At 65.2% G+C, this 17,289-nt stretch carries 16 protein-coding genes; 5 read left to right on the top strand and 11 right to left on the bottom strand.

Going from position 1 to position 17,289, the window contains the following annotated elements; translation table 11 throughout:
- Positions 1-2: 2 nt before the first annotated feature.
- The 7 genes from LQ953_RS15190 to LQ953_RS15160 form a co-directional block, all read right to left on the bottom strand.
- Positions 3-1,358: an Nramp family divalent metal transporter gene (locus tag LQ953_RS15190; protein WP_231031836.1), complete on the bottom strand. Its 1,356-nt coding sequence runs from the start codon at positions 1,356-1,358 to the stop codon at positions 3-5.
- A gap of 87 nt (positions 1,359-1,445) precedes the next feature.
- Entirely contained in the window at positions 1,446-1,901 is a 456-nt protein-coding gene (gene mntR / locus LQ953_RS15185; protein WP_231031835.1) for a manganese-binding transcriptional regulator MntR, read from the bottom strand.
- Positions 1,902-1,974: 73 nt separating this feature from the next.
- The gene (locus LQ953_RS15180) at positions 1,975-2,796 is read right to left on the bottom strand and encodes a TorF family putative porin (protein ID WP_231031834.1); all 822 of its coding nucleotides are present in this window, start codon (positions 2,794-2,796) and stop codon (positions 1,975-1,977) included.
- Between the two features lie 171 nt (positions 2,797-2,967).
- A complete protein-coding gene (locus tag LQ953_RS15175; protein ID WP_231031833.1) occupies positions 2,968-4,476 on the bottom strand; it encodes a SulP family inorganic anion transporter in 1,509 nt (502 codons plus the stop codon).
- On the bottom strand, positions 4,473-5,168 hold the full coding sequence (locus tag LQ953_RS15170) for a carbonic anhydrase (protein WP_231031832.1): 696 nt from the start codon (positions 5,166-5,168) through the stop codon (positions 4,473-4,475). Before LQ953_RS15170 ends, LQ953_RS15175 begins: the two co-directional genes overlap by 4 nt.
- A gap of 101 nt (positions 5,169-5,269) precedes the next feature.
- Positions 5,270-6,592, bottom strand: a complete 1,323-nt coding sequence (locus LQ953_RS15165; protein ID WP_231031831.1) for an ATP-binding protein — start codon at positions 6,590-6,592, stop codon at positions 5,270-5,272.
- A complete protein-coding gene (locus LQ953_RS15160; RefSeq protein ID WP_231031830.1) occupies positions 6,589-7,323 on the bottom strand; it encodes a response regulator transcription factor in 735 nt (244 codons plus the stop codon). The genes LQ953_RS15165 and LQ953_RS15160 overlap by 4 nt, the downstream gene beginning before the upstream one ends.
- Positions 7,324-7,516: 193 nt before the next feature.
- Between LQ953_RS15160 and LQ953_RS15155 the strand changes: the two genes are divergently transcribed.
- Positions 7,517-7,849 (top strand): PilZ domain-containing protein, encoded by a 333-nt coding sequence (locus LQ953_RS15155; RefSeq protein WP_231031829.1) that lies wholly within the window; start codon positions 7,517-7,519, stop codon positions 7,847-7,849.
- A 3-nt stretch (positions 7,850-7,852) separates the two neighbouring features.
- Here the strand turns inward: LQ953_RS15155 and LQ953_RS15150 are convergent, their stop codons facing one another.
- A complete protein-coding gene (locus tag LQ953_RS15150) occupies positions 7,853-8,293 on the bottom strand; it encodes a DNA polymerase III subunit chi (RefSeq protein ID WP_231031828.1) in 441 nt (146 codons plus the stop codon).
- A gap of 159 nt (positions 8,294-8,452) precedes the next feature.
- Here LQ953_RS15150 and LQ953_RS15145 point away from each other — a divergent pair, with 159 nt between their 5' ends.
- The 4 genes from LQ953_RS15145 (at position 8,453) to rsmA (ending at position 14,056) form a co-directional block, all read left to right on the top strand.
- Entirely contained in the window at positions 8,453-10,753 is a 2,301-nt protein-coding gene (locus LQ953_RS15145; protein ID WP_231031867.1) for an LPS-assembly protein LptD, read from the top strand.
- Between the two features lie 87 nt (positions 10,754-10,840).
- Complete coding sequence (locus LQ953_RS15140; RefSeq protein ID WP_443026586.1) at positions 10,841-12,214, top strand: peptidylprolyl isomerase; 1,374 nt, start codon at positions 10,841-10,843, stop codon at positions 12,212-12,214.
- 4 nt (positions 12,215-12,218) lie between these two features.
- Complete coding sequence (pdxA, locus tag LQ953_RS15135; protein ID WP_231031826.1) at positions 12,219-13,241, top strand: 4-hydroxythreonine-4-phosphate dehydrogenase PdxA; 1,023 nt, start codon at positions 12,219-12,221, stop codon at positions 13,239-13,241.
- Entirely contained in the window at positions 13,238-14,056 is an 819-nt protein-coding gene (rsmA, locus tag LQ953_RS15130) for a 16S rRNA (adenine(1518)-N(6)/adenine(1519)-N(6))-dimethyltransferase RsmA (RefSeq protein ID WP_231031825.1), read from the top strand. The genes pdxA and rsmA overlap by 4 nt, the downstream gene beginning before the upstream one ends.
- On the opposite strand, the gene LQ953_RS15125 is transcribed toward rsmA, so the two are convergent.
- From LQ953_RS15125 to guaB, 3 genes are read right to left on the bottom strand one after another with little or no spacing between them, the layout of a single operon-like run.
- Positions 14,053-14,559 (bottom strand): tetratricopeptide repeat protein, encoded by a 507-nt coding sequence (locus LQ953_RS15125; RefSeq protein ID WP_231031824.1) that lies wholly within the window; start codon positions 14,557-14,559, stop codon positions 14,053-14,055. The two genes, rsmA and LQ953_RS15125, sit on opposite strands and share 4 nt — an antisense overlap.
- A 32-nt stretch (positions 14,560-14,591) precedes the next feature.
- Positions 14,592-15,776, bottom strand: a complete 1,185-nt coding sequence (locus LQ953_RS15120; RefSeq protein WP_231031823.1) for an RsmB/NOP family class I SAM-dependent RNA methyltransferase — start codon at positions 15,774-15,776, stop codon at positions 14,592-14,594.
- 3 nt (positions 15,777-15,779) lie between these two features.
- Positions 15,780-17,237: an IMP dehydrogenase gene (gene guaB / locus LQ953_RS15115; RefSeq protein ID WP_231031822.1), complete on the bottom strand. Its 1,458-nt coding sequence runs from the start codon at positions 17,235-17,237 to the stop codon at positions 15,780-15,782.
- Positions 17,238-17,289 lie beyond the last annotated feature (52 nt).

Genomic DNA, 17,289 nt, shown 5'->3' with positions numbered 1-17,289 from the left:
CGTCAGGAACCGGTCATGCCTGCCGTGTCGAGCAGAAGCTTGACGTTCAAGCCTATGATCAGCGCCGTCACCAGCCACGCAATCAACTTCAACCAATACGGGCTCGTCAGGTTGCCCATCTTCGTGCGGTCGGACGTGAATTGAACCAGCGGAACGACCGCAAAGGGCAATTGCAACGACAGGATCACCTGGCTTAGCACCAGCAGCTTGGCGGTGCCGGACTCGCCATAGAGCGCCGCGACAATGCCTGCCGGGATGATCGCCAGCCCGCGGGTGATCAGCCGGCGGAACCAGGGCGCCAGGCGCAGGCGAAGAAACCCCTCCATGACCACCTGGCCCGCCAGCGTAGCGGTAACCGTGGAGTTCTGCCCCGAGGCGAGCAGCGCCACCGCGAACAGGGTGCTGGCCATTGCCGCGCCCAGCGTGGGGGTGAGCAGGTTATAGGCGTCCTGTATCTCGGCGACCTCGGTGTTCCCGGCGGTGTGGAACGCGGCGGCTGCCAGGATCAGGATCGCGGCGTTGACGAACAAGGCCAGCATCAGCGCGACGACGGTGTCGATCGTCGCCCATTTGGCCGCATCGCGCTTGCCTTCGGGCGTGGGAACGAAGTCGCGTGTCTGGACGACCGCGGAATGAAGGTACAGGTTGTGTGGCATCACCGTCGCGCCAAGGATCCCTATGGCGAGGTAGAGCATCGCCGGATTGGTCAAGATCTCGGTCGTGGGCACCAGTCCCCGGGCGATGCCGGCAAGCTCTGGTCGCGACACGAACAGTTCATAGGCGAAGCATGCAGCAATGATCGCCAGCAGGCCGATTACGAACGCTTCCAGCCGGCGGAAGCCGCGCTTCTGGAGCGCCAGGATCACGAAGACGTCGAGGGCGGTGAGCACTACGCCCCAGACCAGCGGCAGCCCGAACAACAGGTTCAGGCCGATGGCGGTGCCGATCACTTCGGCAAGATCGCATGCGACGATGGCGATCTCGCACAGCACCCACAACAGGATCGCTACGGGTTTGCTGTACGCGTCGCGGCATGCGGAGGCGAGGTCGCGTCCCGTGGCGATCCCCAGCCTGGCGGCAAGCGACTGAAGAAGGATCGCCATCAGGTTGGACAGCAGGATGACGGAAAGCAGCGTATAGCCGAACGCCGATCCGCCGGCGAGGTCGGTCGCCCAGTTGCCCGGGTCCATGTAACCGACCGCTACCAGGAACCCGGGGCCTGCAAATGCCGCAAGGCGCCGTAACCCTACGCTGGACGCGGGTACCGGCACGGAGCGGAACACCTCTGGAAGCGAAGGCCCGCCACTGGAGCGCCAGCCACTGGCACCTTTGTCGGTGATGTCGCCCCTGCTGCTCATCTCACGGCCTTCCCCGCCAGTGCCCGCCTGTGGACGGCACAACCAACAGATAGCCCCTTCGTTCAAGTTTAGCCTAGGCTAATTTCATTAGTCGCCGTGCGTTTTCCGCGTCGACATGAACGTGGCCATCGCCTCCAGCGTGACGTCGCTGACATGATGCTCGATGCCCTCCGAATCCGCCTCGGCCACGGCATCCTCGACCCCCAGCGCGCGCAGAAAGTCATAGACCACCCGATGCCGCGAGCGAGACCGGTCGGCCATCTGCGTCCCTGCCTCGGTCAGGAACAGCGATCGGTACGGCTTGTTCTCGACCAGCCCTTCCCGCTTCAGCCGCGCGACGATCTTCGCCGCAGTGGCTTGGGTCACCGCCATGTTCTCGGCGACGTCGGTTAGGCGCGCCTCCCCCTGCTCGGCGATCAAGTCGCCGATCAGTTCGACATAGTCCTCGGCGACTTCGCTCTTGTGCGCCTCACGCGTCCGGCGAAATGCAGCCGCACGGCGCTCGCTCGGCGATAGTGCTTTGGCGCGTTCAGCGTCCTTCATGGCGCGTGTCTTAGCGCCTGCACGGAGGTTGCGAAACAGGCGATCCCGCCTGCTCCGCACCACCGGCAATACGTCAGAAGGCGGCCGAGACCGAGAAGACCGCCTGCCCGTCCGCGATCGAACCACCATCCTTGGTCGAAGAGAAGTTCGGTAGCAGATAGGCGGATTCGCTGCGGCTGATGTCGGTATCGACATAGGCGACGCCCAGCGTGAGCGGGCCTACCGCGACATCGGCCCCGAGCGACCAGTCCCAATATTTCCCGGTCGGCGCGACACTGGTGCCGTTCGGACCCAGGCCGGGGTTGCCGTCCGAATAGCCGATATGGGCTTTTAGCGTGACCGGCGTGCCGGGCAGCCCCGTCGAACCGTCGCCCCAAAGGTAGAGATTATCTTCCTTCTGACCACGACTATAGGGCGTTGCGGAGTAGTTGCCGAGCGCTTCCTGCTTCGGAGCATAAGCCGCGCCGGCAGTCAGCGATACCGGCCCCAAGGTCCCGCCGAGCTTGGCGTATCCCTCGGCGAAATCAGTGTCGGATGCGCCACCTGGATACATGTACCAGGTCAGGCCCACATCCAACGTGCCGGTGCCCAGGTCGAACTTGTAGCCACCGTAAAGGTCGAGCTCCATGTTCGCGCCGCCGAAGGTGCCCCAACCGGAAAGGTTCGATGCCCAGGTGCCCACATAGGCGCCGCTTTCATGTGTGACGGTAAAGCCGGCCTGGACCGCCATCTCTTCATCGGTCTGCGATACGCCGCGAAACCGATAATCCGACACAAGTGCCGCACTTCCAGAAACAGTGACAGGACCCGGCGGGTCAGTTTCCTGTGCCAACGCCCCCGGCGCGGCCAAGAGAAAACACACCGCGGCTGCGGTGGAGGTAACAAGGAACTTCATCAGCCAACCCCTTTTTCGGTAGACTTCGTGAAGTTCCCCCTGCGCCCGGACCGCCGCACCTTCTCCCGCTGCGCTTAAAACAGGGAGGTGCGATCAGTCCGGACTTCTTGTTGCTTACCGTTTCGAACGTGTCAAACGAATTGCCGGTCCGTTACGAAGTGTTGCCTGCGCTCAGGCAAAGGCAGCCATCTTGCCGGTCGCCCCCGACAATTCGACCAGCCCACCACCAGCGCGGCGACGCTGCAGCCACTCCTTCAACAGCTCCGAACAGGTATGGTCAACCGCCGAGCACTGCGTCAGGTCGAGCCGCACGGGCGCCCCGCCAGGAACAGACTCGAGAGCGTCAGACAGCTTGGGCAGCGCAACGAAAGTCGCGGCGCCCGAAAGGGCTACGGTTTGCATTCCCTCGTCCTGCTGCCGGTCCACCTTGAGCCGGAGACGACGCAAGTTCGGCACCAGTTCGAGAAGCGACAGCGCGATGCCAACGAGCACGCCGGTCAGCAGATCCTCTGCCACGACTAGGATCAGAGTTACCGCCCAGATCGCAACCGGCAGAAGCCCGTAATCGCGGAACAGATGCTTGGCATGGCTGAAGTTCACCAGCCGCGCGCCCGTGACCACAAGAACTGCACCCAGCGCGGCCATCGGAATTTCACGCAGCAGCCATGGAAGCAGCGCAACGAAGCCGAGGATCCAGACGCCATGCAGGATCGCGGAAAGCCGCGTCTGTGCGCCTGCCTGGACGTTGGCCGAGCTGCGGACGATCACACCAGTCATCGGCAGTGCGCCCGCAAGGCCGCAAAGCAGATTGCCGACGCCCTGGGCGCGCAACTCCTTGTTGTAGTTGGTGCGGACGCCATCATGCATGCGGTCGACGGCAGCCGCCGACAGCAGCGTTTCGGCACTAGCGATGAAGGCAATCGCAATCGCGGCGGTCAGAATGGCAGGATCCACCCACCGGCCAAAGAAGCCGGCATCTGGAAGCGCGATCGCCGCGACGATGTTCTCAGGAACGTCGACGCGAGTCACATCGAGACCCATACTCCAGGCGACGAGGGTGCTGGTACCAACGCCGAGCAGTGCCGCTGGCAGCAGTTTCAGTGAAGCAGGGCGCAGCTTCTCCCAAGCGAGCATAATGCCGATGGTCAGAAGCCCCAGCAGCAAGGCGATTTCAGTCGCTTGGATGTCGTTCATCGACAAGCCCAGCAAACGGCCGGGCATGGCAGCCAGATTCTCAAGACCGTTGGAGAGCGGCTTGGCATCGAACAGCACATGATACTGACCAACAACGATCAGAACACCGATCCCTGCAAGCATGCCGTGAACAACCGCCGGGGAAATGGCACGGAACCAGCCGCCGAGGCGGAGCACGCCGGCTACCACCTGGATCGCACCAGCCAGCACCAGGATGGGACCGAGCGCCGATAGACCTTGGTCACGCACCAGTTCGAACACGATCACCGCCAGACCCGCGGCGGGGCCGCTGACCTGAAGCGGAGAGCCGGCCAGCGCACCCACGACGATACCGCCGATGATGCCGGTGATCAGTCCTTTTTCAGGCGGAACGCCTGACGCGATCGCGATGCCCATGCAGAGCGGCATCGCCACCAGGAACACGACGATGGACGCCGTGAAGTCCCGCACCTTGGTGCCGGACTTCCCCGAAGCGGCAGGATTCATTCTGCAGCTTCCAAAGCATGGTTTTCAGATGCGATCCGCTTGGCGGCAGGCAGCGCCACCGGCAGCGGGCGATCATCGCGCATCGGCACGAAGCGGCCGCTTACGCCGTCGAGGCCAAGCACGACACCTGCCTTGATGTCCACGAACCAGCCGTGCAGCGCAACGTCACCGCGCGAGATCGCCGCTGCGACCGACGGGTGCGTGCGCAGATGGGCGAGCTGGGCGACGACGTTCTCCAGGCTGGCAGCGCGCACTGCGTCGCCATTCTCCATCTCCGGATACCCGCCCTTCACCACCGACTCTGCGGCGTGGCTGTGACGCAGCCAGGCAGCGACATTCGGCATGCCTTCCAGCATCTCTGGGTTCATCAGCGCCTTCATCGCGCCGCAATCGGAGTGACCGCACACGATGATGTCGCGCACACCCAATGCCGCAACGGCGTATTCCACCGTGGAGGAGACACCGCCATTCTGGGTGGAGAAAGGCGGCACGATGTTGCCTGCGTTTCGGCACACGAACAGGTCACCTGGCTGTGCCTGGATGATGTGTTCGGGGACCACGCGCGAATCCGCACAGGAGATCATGAGCGCCTTGGGGCTCTGCCCATGTGTTGCCAGCGTCGAGTACAGGGCACTCTGGTTCGGAAACACCTGCTTCTCGAAACCAACCACGCGTCCAATGACTTCGTTCACGCTTTCCACTCCTTCATAGCCGCGCGGGGGACGCGCGATATTGAGGAAGTAGATAGTCAGCTTATTTTGCTGCGTAGCAGCGCACCTGTAACGAAACGTTGCTACGCGGAAGAAACGCGCCTCAACACAATTTGCGCGCGCAGCCCGCCTTCGCGAAGGTTTTCGAGCTTAAGTGCTCCGCCCTCTCCTTCGACGGCCTTCGCCACGATCGACAGGCCGAGGCCAAGACCCAACGTGTCTCGCGCACGGGCGCGGTCCAGCCGGACAAAGGGCTCCAGCACCTTGTTCAACGCTTCCTGGGGGATGCCCGGTCCATCATCCTCAACGCAGATCACGACATGATCGTCCGCCACCTCCAGCTTCAGCCACACACGGCCGGCGTAATGCACGCCGTTTTCCACCAGATTGACCATCGCCCGCTTGAGCGTCGTTGGCCGGATCGTCAGTTCCAGATGCTCTGGCCCCTCATAGGTGACCGCATGACCATGATCGGCGGCATCGTCGGCGATTGTGGCACACATCACCGCGAGATCGGTCGAGACGCGCGGCTCGATGTCCACTTCGCCGCCCAGATAAGCCAGCAGCGAGCCGATCATCGCTTCCATCTCGCCGATATCGCTCTGGATCGCATCTAGCAGGTGTGGGTCGTTGATCGCGTCGGCGCGCAGCCGCAGGCGGGCAAGCGGCGTCCGCAGGTCATGCCCGACCGCCGCCAGTGCTTGAGTACGGTCCGCGATCAAACGATGGATGCGCGCCTGCATGCGATTAAACGCGCGGATAACGCGCCGCACCTCCCGCGCGCCCCCTTCAGGAACTTCCTCAGCGCCGTCGCTCCCAACATGCTCGGCGGCGTGCGCCAGGCGGCGCATCGGCAGCAAGGTCTGGCGGACCAACACGCCTCCCACCAGGATGATGGCTACTGCGGGGCCGAGAGCGAGCAGCATCCGTTCCAGAGAGAAACCCAGGTGCCGCACGGGCTCCCGCGTGCCGAATGCCATCCAACTACCGTCTTGCAGCGTCAGCCCGCCAACAATAACCGCCTCGCGCGCAGGTCCGTCTAGCCGCAGCCGAAGGTTGGAAGCCGCGAGCCCAGGCTCCCATACCACCACCTGTTGATACACCCGGTCGAGCGTCGGCGCGCCGGCTAACGAAGCCGGTAGCCTGGGCAGCCAGTCGATGCTGTAGCGTGACGTCGTCAGGTCCTGCGCCAAGGCATCACGCGTACCTTGCGGCGCCTCGTCCAGCAGCTTGCGCGCGATGATCAGATGCTCGGCTAGCCGGCGCGCCTCATCGTCACGGACGGAAAGCTGGCTGGCTCTTTCGTAGAAAAAGGCACTGGCACCCGATTCAATCAGGATCGCCAGCAGCAGAATCGCAAAAATCTGCCCGATCAGGCCGAGCGGAGGTCGAAGAAACCGCTTCAATTGCGCGACACGGGTGCGTTCAGCATATAGCCTACACCGCGCACGGTGATGATCGGCGCCTTCGCCCCCGTGGTCGACAGCTTGCGCCGCAGCCGGCTGACCAGCACATCGACGCTTCGGTCCGAACTGTCCCCCAACCGGGTGCGCGACAGCTCGATCAGCCGTTCGCGCGCGATGACCCGTCCGGCATGGTCGCACAGGCTGACGAGCAGGTCGAACTCCGCACCCGTCAGGTCGACCACGGCCCCGGTGGGCGAGATCAACTCGCGCCGCGGCAGATTGATCGTCCAGCCATCGAACCGCAAAATGCCCTGGCTTGCCTGCGCATCGCCGTCCGGCCGTCCGCTCCCCCGGCGGAGGACCGCGCGGACCCGGGCAATCAGTTCCCGCGTGCCGAACGGCTTGGCGAGATAGTCGTCGGCGCCGAGTTCAAGCCCGACCACCCGATCGGTCTCGCTCCCCTTGGCGGAGATGAAGATGACGGGGACTTGGCTCTTCTCACGCAGCATGCGGCACAGGTCGATGCCGCTGGTGCCGGGCAGCATCACGTCCAGGATGACGAGGTCCGCGGGACCCGCATCCAGCGCGACCCACATCTCTGCGCCGGTCGCGGCGGGCCGAACCTTGTAGCCATGTTCCTGCAGCGCGCGGGAGGTCAGGGTGCGAAGTGGCGGATCGTCCTCGACCAGGACGATCGTTGGCGCCGTCGCAGTCGTTGGTGTCTGAAGCATGTCCCTGCCCTAAAAACCCGGCGCTGGCCGGTCAACGCTGCACTTGGTCACTAGCGACGATCTCTGAGCCCTAAGGGGCGCGGATCGCCTTAACGCATTGGTATCAGGTCTGCTTTATCCATGACCATCGCGGCAGCTCTGATCTGCCAAAAACCGTGCTGGGGCACTTGCTCCAAGACGGAAGGAAACGGAAATGACCTATCAAAGCCCGGCCACTGAAATCCCGCCGAGTCATGCCGACCTTCGCCGCGAGATGCGAGCGGATGTCTGCATCGAAAGCGTGCTTGGCAGTTCCATGCTGGGCAAGCGCAAGGTCGAGCTGCTGGACATCTCGAACCTGGGCTGCCGGGTGGCATGTTCGCTGGACGTACCGGTGGGTACGCATATCGTGCTCACCATTCCCACCCTGTCGCCCATCGGCGCACAGGTTCGGTGGAGCCGCCATGGTGGACTTGGCCTGCGATTCGCGACCCCGCTGCATCCGCTGGTCCTTGAGCGGATCGTGGCGCTCAATCGGCCGCACTGAGTATCAGGCAGCCTGCGCCCAACGACCCGCTTCGTCCTGTTTCCAATAACGGCGCTCGACGCCATCCTTCCCCGCCAGGTTCTTCCAGGCAAGCCGCGCCTCCCGGATCCGCTCTTCGGTGAAAAAGTGGAAGACGCGAGTGAAAGCCAGCGCCTCATCCCGCCACACGCCATCAGCCAGCGCAATGTGCCGCGCGCCATTGGCTGCTTCAGCGGTTTCCCCGATCAGCACGGGCTGGCGTGCATCATCCTCGCTGCCCGCGAGCCCATGGGGCAGGAAGCTGTCGGGCGCATAGCTCCATAGCAGCTGGTCCAGTCGTGCACGCGCGTCGGCGTCCGACGCGACGACCAGCAGGCGCTCGCCTCCGGCAAGGATACGTTCTGCTATACGTGGCAATGCACGTTCCAGCGGCGTGCTGCTCAGATGATAGAAGTCGACCTGCATCGCGCATCTTTAGCGCGCGCAGGCGCCACGGCCAACGCGCACGGCGTTGCGGTGTAGGAAACGCTGCGATAGGGCAAAGGGCGCCGCGTGCCGGGAGTGAAGAAAAAGGTGGGAATCAACGTGACGCGCAAGGCCTTGTTGCTGTCGGGCGCCCTCGGGATGTGCTTGGCGGCGGAAGCCCGTGCGCAAGAGACGGTGGACGTGCAGGAGTCGCCAGCACAGCAGCCGGACCTGCCGCAACCCTCGCCCGACGCGCCGAGTTCGTCGAGCACAGCGGGTACAGATAGCGGCTCGCCATCGTTCCAGACACCTGCCAGCACGTCGCTGCCCCCCTCGCCCATGGCATCCGAGGATCCCGACGAAGTACAGTTCACCGCCGACCGCATCGACTATGCCTATGAAGAGGATGTGGTCACCGCGAGCGGCGAGGTACGCCTGTACCGCCGCAGCGACCGTTTGCGCGCGGATACGGTGGTGTGGAACCGCAAGACCGGGCAGGTCACCGCAGAGGGCAATGTCGTCATCCTCAATCCCGAGGGTGACGCAGCCTATGGCGACCGTATCGAGCTTACCGACACGCTGAAGGACGGCGTGGTCGAAAACATGCTGGTGGTGCTGGATGCCGGCGGCCGTGTCGCCGCGGAGCGCGGGCGCCGCGACAATGGCATCATCACGGTGGAGAACGCAGCGTACACCCCCTGCGCAGTCACCAACAGCGAAGGCTGCCCCAAGGAGCCTTCGTGGAAGATAACCGCGGCCCGCGTCGTCTATAATCCCGCGATCGGCCGCATCCGCTACACAGGCGCTCGCGTCTCCATCTTCGGCCTGGTATCGCTCCCGCTGCCCTCCTTCTCGCACCCGGTTGGCGGAAGCAGCGATGACGGATTCCTGGCGCCCGACATCCGCATCAGCCGGACCAACGGCTTCCAGGTCGCCCTGCCTTATTATTTCAGCCTCGCGCCCAATCGCGACCTGACGCTCACGCCGCGCGTCTTCACCGGCGCGCTGCCGATGCTCCAGGGCGAATATCGCGCATTGAACGACATCGGCTCGTACCGCATCACCGGGTACGGGACGTATAGCCGCCGCGCGGACGATCTTACCGTGCCGGTCACCGAGGAAACGTCCCGCAACGATTTCCGCGGCTATCTCGACGCCGTCGGCCGCTTCCAGCTCAACCCGAACTGGAGCGCCAGCGCCTCCATCCGCGCCACCACCGACCGCACCTTCCTGCGCCGCTACGACATTTCGCGCGACGATCGATTGCGCAACAATGTGCGAGTGGAGCGCATCGATGAGGACTCCTACTTCTCGATCAATGCCTGGGCAGTGCAGACGCTACGGGTCGGCGAGCAGCAGGGTGCACAGCCGATCGCGCTTCCCGAACTCGATTATCGCCGCCGCCTGGACGACGGCATCTTGGGCGGCCGGCTACAATTCCAGGTCAATACCCTCGCCATCGCCCGCACCGACGGCCAGGACTCGCAGCGCGCCTTTGCCAGTGCGCAGTGGGACGTTCGCCGGCTGACGCCCTGGGGGCAGGAAGTGACCCTCACCGCCTATGGCCGTGCGGACGCTTACAACACGCACGACACGCTGGAGACGGTGGAAAGCTATCGCGGGCTGGAGGGGTTCCAGTTTCGCGGCATCGGCGCCCTGGCGCTGGACGTGAAATGGCCGCTGATCGGAGAAGCGTTCGGCGGGACGCAGCGGATCACCCCGCGGGTCCAGATCGTCGCGTCGCCGCGGACCAACAACATGGACGTGCCCAACGAAGACGCGCGCGCCGTGGATCTAGAGGATTCCAACCTTTTCGCGCTCAACCGCTTCTCCGGCTATGATCGCTTCGACGACTCCAGCCGCGTGACGATAGGCCTGGACTACGCGCTCTACCTGCCCGGCATCAGCATCGACGCCAATATCGGACAAAGCTACCGCCTCACCGCGCAAGACAGCATCTTCCCCAACGGCACTGGTCTGAGCGATCGGACATCCGACATCGTCGGCCGCACGGTGGTGCGTTTCCGCGACTTTGTCAGCCTCACGCACCGGTACCGCCTGGACAAGGACAATTTGACCGTTCGCCGCAACGAACTCGATGCGACGGTCGGATCGCGCAGCACCTATGTACAGGTTGGCTATCTCCGTCTGAACCGCGACATCGGCTCGACGCTGGAGGACCTTCAGGACCGTGAGGAAGCCCGGCTTGGTGCGCGCGTTCAGCTCGCCCGCTTCTGGTCGGCTTCCGGATCGATCCTGATCGACCTGACCGATCGTCACGAAGACGTGCTGTCGCAATCGGACGGTTATGATCCCGTCCGCCATCGACTTGGCTTCGCGTACGAGGACGATTGTCTGCGGCTGGGGCTCACCTGGCGCCGCGACTATCAGACCACCGGCGACGCGCGGCGAGGCAATACCTTCCTGTTGGCGCTGGCATTCAAGAATCTCGGGCGCTAAGCTAAAGGCTCGGATCGGCGGCCTAGCCGCAATCCGCTAAGCCTTGGTTCAGGCACAATTGGCGAGTAAGCGCCACCTATCCGTATGATGAGGGTTCAGGCTCACGTGAACACTGGTGTTGCGAAAGCGATCCGTTTGGGTCGCAAGACGGTTTTGGCGCTCGGAGTTGCAGGGCTTGCGTCGGTGGCGCTGGCACAGACGGTCCCTGATCAGCAGGGCGTACCGGATACCGGCCTGAACCTGCCGGCAAATCTGCAGATCTTCGGAAAGGCGGATCCCAACGTCCGCAAGCCGACTGCGATCGTCAACGACGTGGTTATCACCGGCACCGATGTGGATCAGCGCGTCGCCCTGATCGTGGGCCTCAACAAGCTGACGCTGAAGGCGCAGGAGCTTGAGCAGCTGCGCCTGACCGTGCTGCGCCAGATCATCGACGAGACGCTGCAGATCCAGGAGGCCAAGGCCAACGAGATCACCGTCGATCCCAAGGAAATCAATTCCAGCTTCAACAGCGTCGCCAAGCGGCTGGATAAGACGCCCGAGCAGTTCCGTGCCTGGCTGAAGGAAAACGGGTCGTCCGAGCGCTCGATCCGACGCCAGATCGAAGGCGAAGTGGCCTGGAGCCGGCTGCTGCGCCGCCGCGTCGACGTGAACGTCAGCGAAGCCGAGGTGAAGGACTGGATCGACCGCTGGACCAAGCAAAAGGGCAGCGACGAGTACCACGTCTACGAAATCTATCAGAACGCCACGCCGGACCGCGCTCAGGAAGTGCATGCCGGCATGCAGCGCATGATCCAGCAGATGCGCGAAGGCGCGCCGTTCGACTATCTCGCCCGCACCTATTCGGAAGCGTCGACGAAGTCGGTGGGAGGCGATCTTGGCTGGGTCCGTCCCGCCATGCTGCCGGATCCGCTCGCCAAGGCGGCGCAGGAGATGCAGGCGGGTCAGGTCGCCGGGCCGATCGAGCTGCCGACCGGCTTCTCCATCCTGTACCTGGCTGAAAAGCGCCAGGTGGGCATGGCCGATCCGCGGGACGCCAAGCTCAGCCTCCGCCAGCTGGCGATCAACTTCCCCAAGGGCATCACGCAGGCGCAGGCAAGCGCGCGGGCCAGTGCCTTTGCAAGCGCCACGCAGAAGATGCAGGGCTGCGGCGACGCGGCCAAGGTTGCTGCTGCCGAGAATGCGGAAATGGTCGACCGCGACGGCGTCGTGATCCGCGACCTGCCTGCCGCGCTTCAGACCATGATCCTGCCGCTGCAAATCGGCCAGGTCAGCCGTCCGTTCGGTTCGGTCGAAGAAGGCGTGCGCGTGCTGGTGATCTGCGGCCGTGACGATCCTGCCAGCCCAGGCGCTCCGTCGGTCGAGCAGTTGCAGGACCAGATCGCCGAGCAGCGCGTGAACATTCGTGCCCAGCGGATGCTGCGCGACCTGCGCCGCGACGCGCTGGTAGAATATCGCTGAGCGCATGAGCGGGCGGACGCCCATCCGGCCGCTCGCCATCTCCATGGGCGACCCGGCCGGGATCGGACCGGAGATCATTGCCAAATCGTGGAAGGCGCGCGAGCTGCATTCGCTCGCGCCCTTTTTCGTGATCGGCAATCCACATGCGATCACCGCCGTCTGGGACGGACCGCTCGCCAAGATCGGGTCGCCTGACGAAGCCGCTGCGGCATTCGAAACCGCGCTGCCCATTCTACCTGTCGGCGAAGTCGGGGATGTCGTACCCGGCCGGCCGAACGGTGACAGCGCCCGCGTGGCGCTTCAGGCCCTGGAGATCGGCGTCGGCTTGGCGCGCTCGTCGGCCGCAGGCGCGCTTGTGACGGGCCCGGTGTCCAAGGCGCAACTCTATGACGTCGGCTTCACCCACCCGGGGCAAACCGAATTCGTTGCCGAACGCTGCGGCATATCGGCGGACCACGCCGTCATGATGCTGGCGGGGCCTACCCTGCGCGTCGTGCCGATGACCGTGCATGTGGCACTTGCCCAGGTGCCGGCTCTGGTCTCGCAGGACCTGATCCTTTCGAAGGCACGGGTGACCGCCCGCGGGTTGTTGCGGAACTTCGGCATTGAACGGCCGCGGCTGGCCTTTGCCGGCCTCAACCCGCATGCTGGCGAAAGCGGCGCGATCGGGCGGGAGGAGGTCGACATCCTCGCCCCAGCAATCGCTCAGCTGCGCGAGGAAGGCATCGACGCGGTCGGCCCCTTTTCCGCCGACACCATGTTCCATGCCCGCGCCCGCGCCGGCTATGATGCGGCCCTGTGCCTGTACCATGATCAGGCGCTGATCCCGATCAAGACGCTGCACTTCGACGATGGGGTGAACATTACCCTGGGTTTGCCGATCGTCCGCACCTCGCCGGATCACGGCACTGCGTTCAACATCGCCGGTACCGACCAGGCCGATCCAGGCGCGATGATCGCTGCCATTCGCATGGCGCAGATGGCGGCCGAACGGCGTGAGGCGACCGCAGCGGTGGGGCTGCCATGACCGCGGCCCTCCCCCCGCTTCGTGAAGTCATCCAACGTCACGGGCTGAGCGCCAGCAAGGCGCTGGGTCAGAACTTCCTGTTCGACTCGCAATTGCTCAGCCGGATCGCCCGCGTGCCCGGCGACCTGACCGGCGCGGACGTGTTCGAAGTAGGCCCCGGTCCTGGCGGGCTCACGCGCGCGCTGCTGGGCGAGGGTGCCAGCGTGATCGCCGTCGAGCGTGACCGCCGCTGCATTCCCGCACTCGGGGAACTTGGCGAGGCGTTTCCCGGCAAGCTTCGCGTGATCGAAGGTGACGCACTCGAAGTCGATGCGCCGTCGCTGTTCGAGCAGAAGCCGCACGTCGTCGCCAACCTGCCGTACAATGTCGGCACGGCGCTGCTCGTCGGCTGGCTGTCGGCGGAATGGGAGCCCTGGTGGGCGAGCCTGACGCTGATGTTCCAGAAGGAAGTGGCGGAGCGCATCGTCGCGGCGCCGGGCACCGACGCCTATGGCCGGCTGGCGGTGCTCAGCCAGTGGCGATCACACGCGCGCATCGCAATGACGGTGCACCGTTCGGCCTTTACCCCGCCGCCCAAGGTGATGTCGGCTGTCGTGCACATCGTGCCCGGGGAAGCGCCCGAGGGGGTCCGCTTCAAGGTTCTGGAAGGGCTCACCGCCGCAGCCTTCGGCCAACGCCGCAAGATGCTGCGCCAGAGCCTCAAGCCCGTTGCCGGAGCGATCGAGGCGATGGACCGGCTCGGCATCGACTCCAGCCGCCGTGCCGAGACCTTGTCCGTCGAAGAGTTTGTCGGCCTAGCGCGGGCGCTCAGTTAAGGTTGGGCGGGTGCCGGTGCCGCGGCACCGGCCTGCGCGGTGGTGGTTGCCGGCGGGCCCTTGGCGATGGCGGCGGCGAGCATGTTCGCGTCGTTGCACTGCCCCTTGCAGATCGCCTGAATCTTGGTGAGGTTTTCCTTCGCCTTTTCGATCGCGCCTTTTGCGACCATCGCCTCGCCCTGCCCACGCAGCGCGGCAAGATCGTTCGCCTGAAGCGTCAGCGCCTCGCGATACAGGCGGATCGCCTTCCCCGGCAGCCCGCGCCCGCGCGAGATCTCAGCCAGGATGATGAACGCGTCGCGGTTGCGCGGATCGACGGCAAGCGCGCTTTCCAGCGCGTCCTGCGCACCGTCGATATTGCCGGCGGCCTGCGCGGCGCGGCCCTGCTGCAACAGCGCCATCGAGCGCGGGTTGATCTCGTCACCCGGACGCTGCGCCATCAGCGAAGAGGACAGCGAGAGGACCATCAGCGCAACCGCAGCCGAAATCACAGAAACCCGCATCCAAATCTCCGAAACTGAACGGCTTAGGGCTATCATGCGCGGACCAGCTTCGCGACAAAAAAGCCGTCGGTGCCATCACGCAGCGGCGTCAGGCGTGCGCCATCGCCACGCGGACGCCCGACCCCGAGAACCGGCGGCTCCGCAGCCCAGCCGGGATGCCGCCGCAGGAACCCCGCGATCTGGTCTGCCCCTTCGGCGTCCAGCAGCGAGCAGACGATATAGAGCACCGAGCCACCTGGCGCGACCAGGTCGACCGCCACGTCGAGCAGGCTCGCCTGGGTATCGGCCAGCCGCTTGAGCCGCGCGTCGGTCAGCCGCCAGCGTGCTTCGGGATTGCGCCGCCAGGTGCCAGTGCCTGAGCATGGCGCATCGATCAGCACCAGGTCGGCCGCGCCCTGCCAGTCGCTCAGCCGCTCGGCCTCGCGGCCGGGATCGAGCAACCGCGTTTCGGCGATGGTCACCCCAGCCCTCTCTGCGCGCGGTGCCAGCCGGGAGAGCCGCGGCCGGTCGACGTCGCATGCCAGGATGCTGCCCTGGTTCGCCATCGCCGCTGCCAGCGCCAGCGTCTTGCCGCCGCCGCCGGCGCACAGATCGACCACCTTCATGCCCGGGCGCGCCTCTGCAGCGGTGGTGACCATCTGGCTTCCGGCGTCCTGGATTTCGAACAGCCCCTCGGCATAGGCCGGCAGCCGCTCGAGCGGCGTGTCGCTCGGCAGGCGCAGCGCGTCGGGCGCATGGGCGACCGGCACTGCTCCTTCAAATTGGGTCGTGAGATCGGCGGAGGCGGGCTTCAACCGGTTCAACCGAATGTCGAGCGGCGCCCGCTCCAGCAGCGCCGCTTGCTCGTTATCCCCCAGCCCCGAGTCCGCGAACCGCTTGCGCAGCCAGCCAGGCAAAACCCCCGCCGCAGCCGCCACCTCCTCCTCGCCAAGCACCGCCGGACCATAGGAAGATCCGTCAAAGGTCGCGCCAAGCTCAGGCCGGGCCCGTGCCAGTGCTACCAGCGCCGCCCGCCCACTCTCCGGGCGCTCGCCGCACAGCCGGATCGCGTCATATACCAGCCCGCGGATCGCCCGCCGGTCCTTCGACCCGGCATAGCGCCGCTCGGCGAACCAGCGCGCGATCAGCGTATCGGCCGCGGCCCCGCCTTCGCGCGCGGCAACGATGATCCGGTCGAGCAGATCGATCGCGGCCTGGCTTCGCGCAGCAGGCGTCATGGCTCAGCGCGTCGGGTAATTGGGAGCTTCCCGGGTGATGGTCACGTCGTGGACATGGCTTTCCTTCAGTCCAGCATTGGTGATGCGGACGAAGCGTGCCTTCTTCTGCAACTCGGGAATAGTCGGCGCGCCGACATAGCCCATTGCTGCCTTCACACCGCCGACCAGCTGGTGGATGACATCGCGCGCCGGGCCCTTGTACGGCACCTGGCCTTCGATACCCTCGGGCACCAGCTTGAGCTGGTCCTTCACGTCCTGCTGGAAATAGCGGTCGGCCGACCCGCGCGCCATTGCGCCGACCGATCCCATGCCGCGATACGACTTGTACGCGCGGCCCTGGTACAGGAAGGTCTCGCCCGGCGCTTCCTCGGTGCCCGCCAGCAGCGAACCGATCATCGCCGTCGATGCACCGGCAGCCAGCGCCTTGGCCACATCGCCCGAGGTACGGATGCCGCCATCGGCGACCACCGGCACGCCCGACTTCGCGCCCTCGTTCGCTGCTTCCATGACAGCCGTAAGCTGCGGCACGCCAACGCCGGCGACCACGCGCGTGGTGCAGATCGATCCCGGCCCGATGCCAACCTTGATCCCGTCCGCGCCCGCACCGATCAGCGCCCGTGCCGCCTCCGCTGTGGCGATGTTGCCGGCGATCACCTGCACGCGGTTGGAAAGCTTTTTCACCCGCTCGACCGCGCGGCTCACTTCCTTGTTATGGCCATGCGCGGTGTCGATCACGATCAGATCGACTTCAGCATCGACCAGTGCCGCGGTGCGCTCGAACCCCTTGTCGCCGACCGTCGTCGCCGCGGCGACGCATAGCCGCCCGGTCGCGTCCTTGGTCGCGCTCGGATAATTGACGGCCTTCTCGATGTCCTTGACGGTGATCAGCCCGACACAGCGATACGCGTCGTCCACCACCAGCAGCTTCTCGATCCGGCGCTGGTGCAGCAGCCTGCGCGCTTCCTCGGAGCTGACGCCGGCCTGCACCGTCACCAGATTCTGGTGCGTCATCAGCTCGGAAACCGGCTGGTTGGGATTGCCCGCAAAGCGCACGTCGCGATTGGTCAGGATGCCGACCAGCTTGCCGCTTTCCTCGACCACCGGCACGCCGCTGATCTTGTGCCGCGCCATCAGTGCCTGTGCGTCGCCCAGCGTCCCGGACGGGCTCATCGTGATCGGATTGACCACCATGCCGCTCTCGAAGCGCTTCACCGCACGCACCGCGTCGACCTGCTGATCGACGTCGAGATTGCGGTGGAGCACGCCAATGCCGCCCAGCTGCGCCATCACGATCGCCATGTCGGCTTCGGTGACCGTGTCCATTGCGGAGGACAGGATGGGGATGTTGAGCGCCAGACCCTTGGTCACCTGAGTGCGGGTGTCGGCCATGCTCGGCAGCACCTCGGACTCCCCCGGGTACAGAAGGACGTCGTCGAATGTGAGACCGAGGGGGATATCCATGGAAAGCGCCAAGTCCTTGAGTCGGGAGTTGGCGGCCCATGTAACCGCGAGG

This window comes from Sphingomonas sp. IC-56, assembly GCF_021043375.1.
Taxonomy (GTDB): Bacteria; Pseudomonadota; Alphaproteobacteria; order Sphingomonadales; family Sphingomonadaceae; genus Sphingomonas.
The sequence above is the reverse complement of the archived record's forward strand: the minus strand, read 5'-3'. Positions and strand labels throughout refer to the sequence as shown.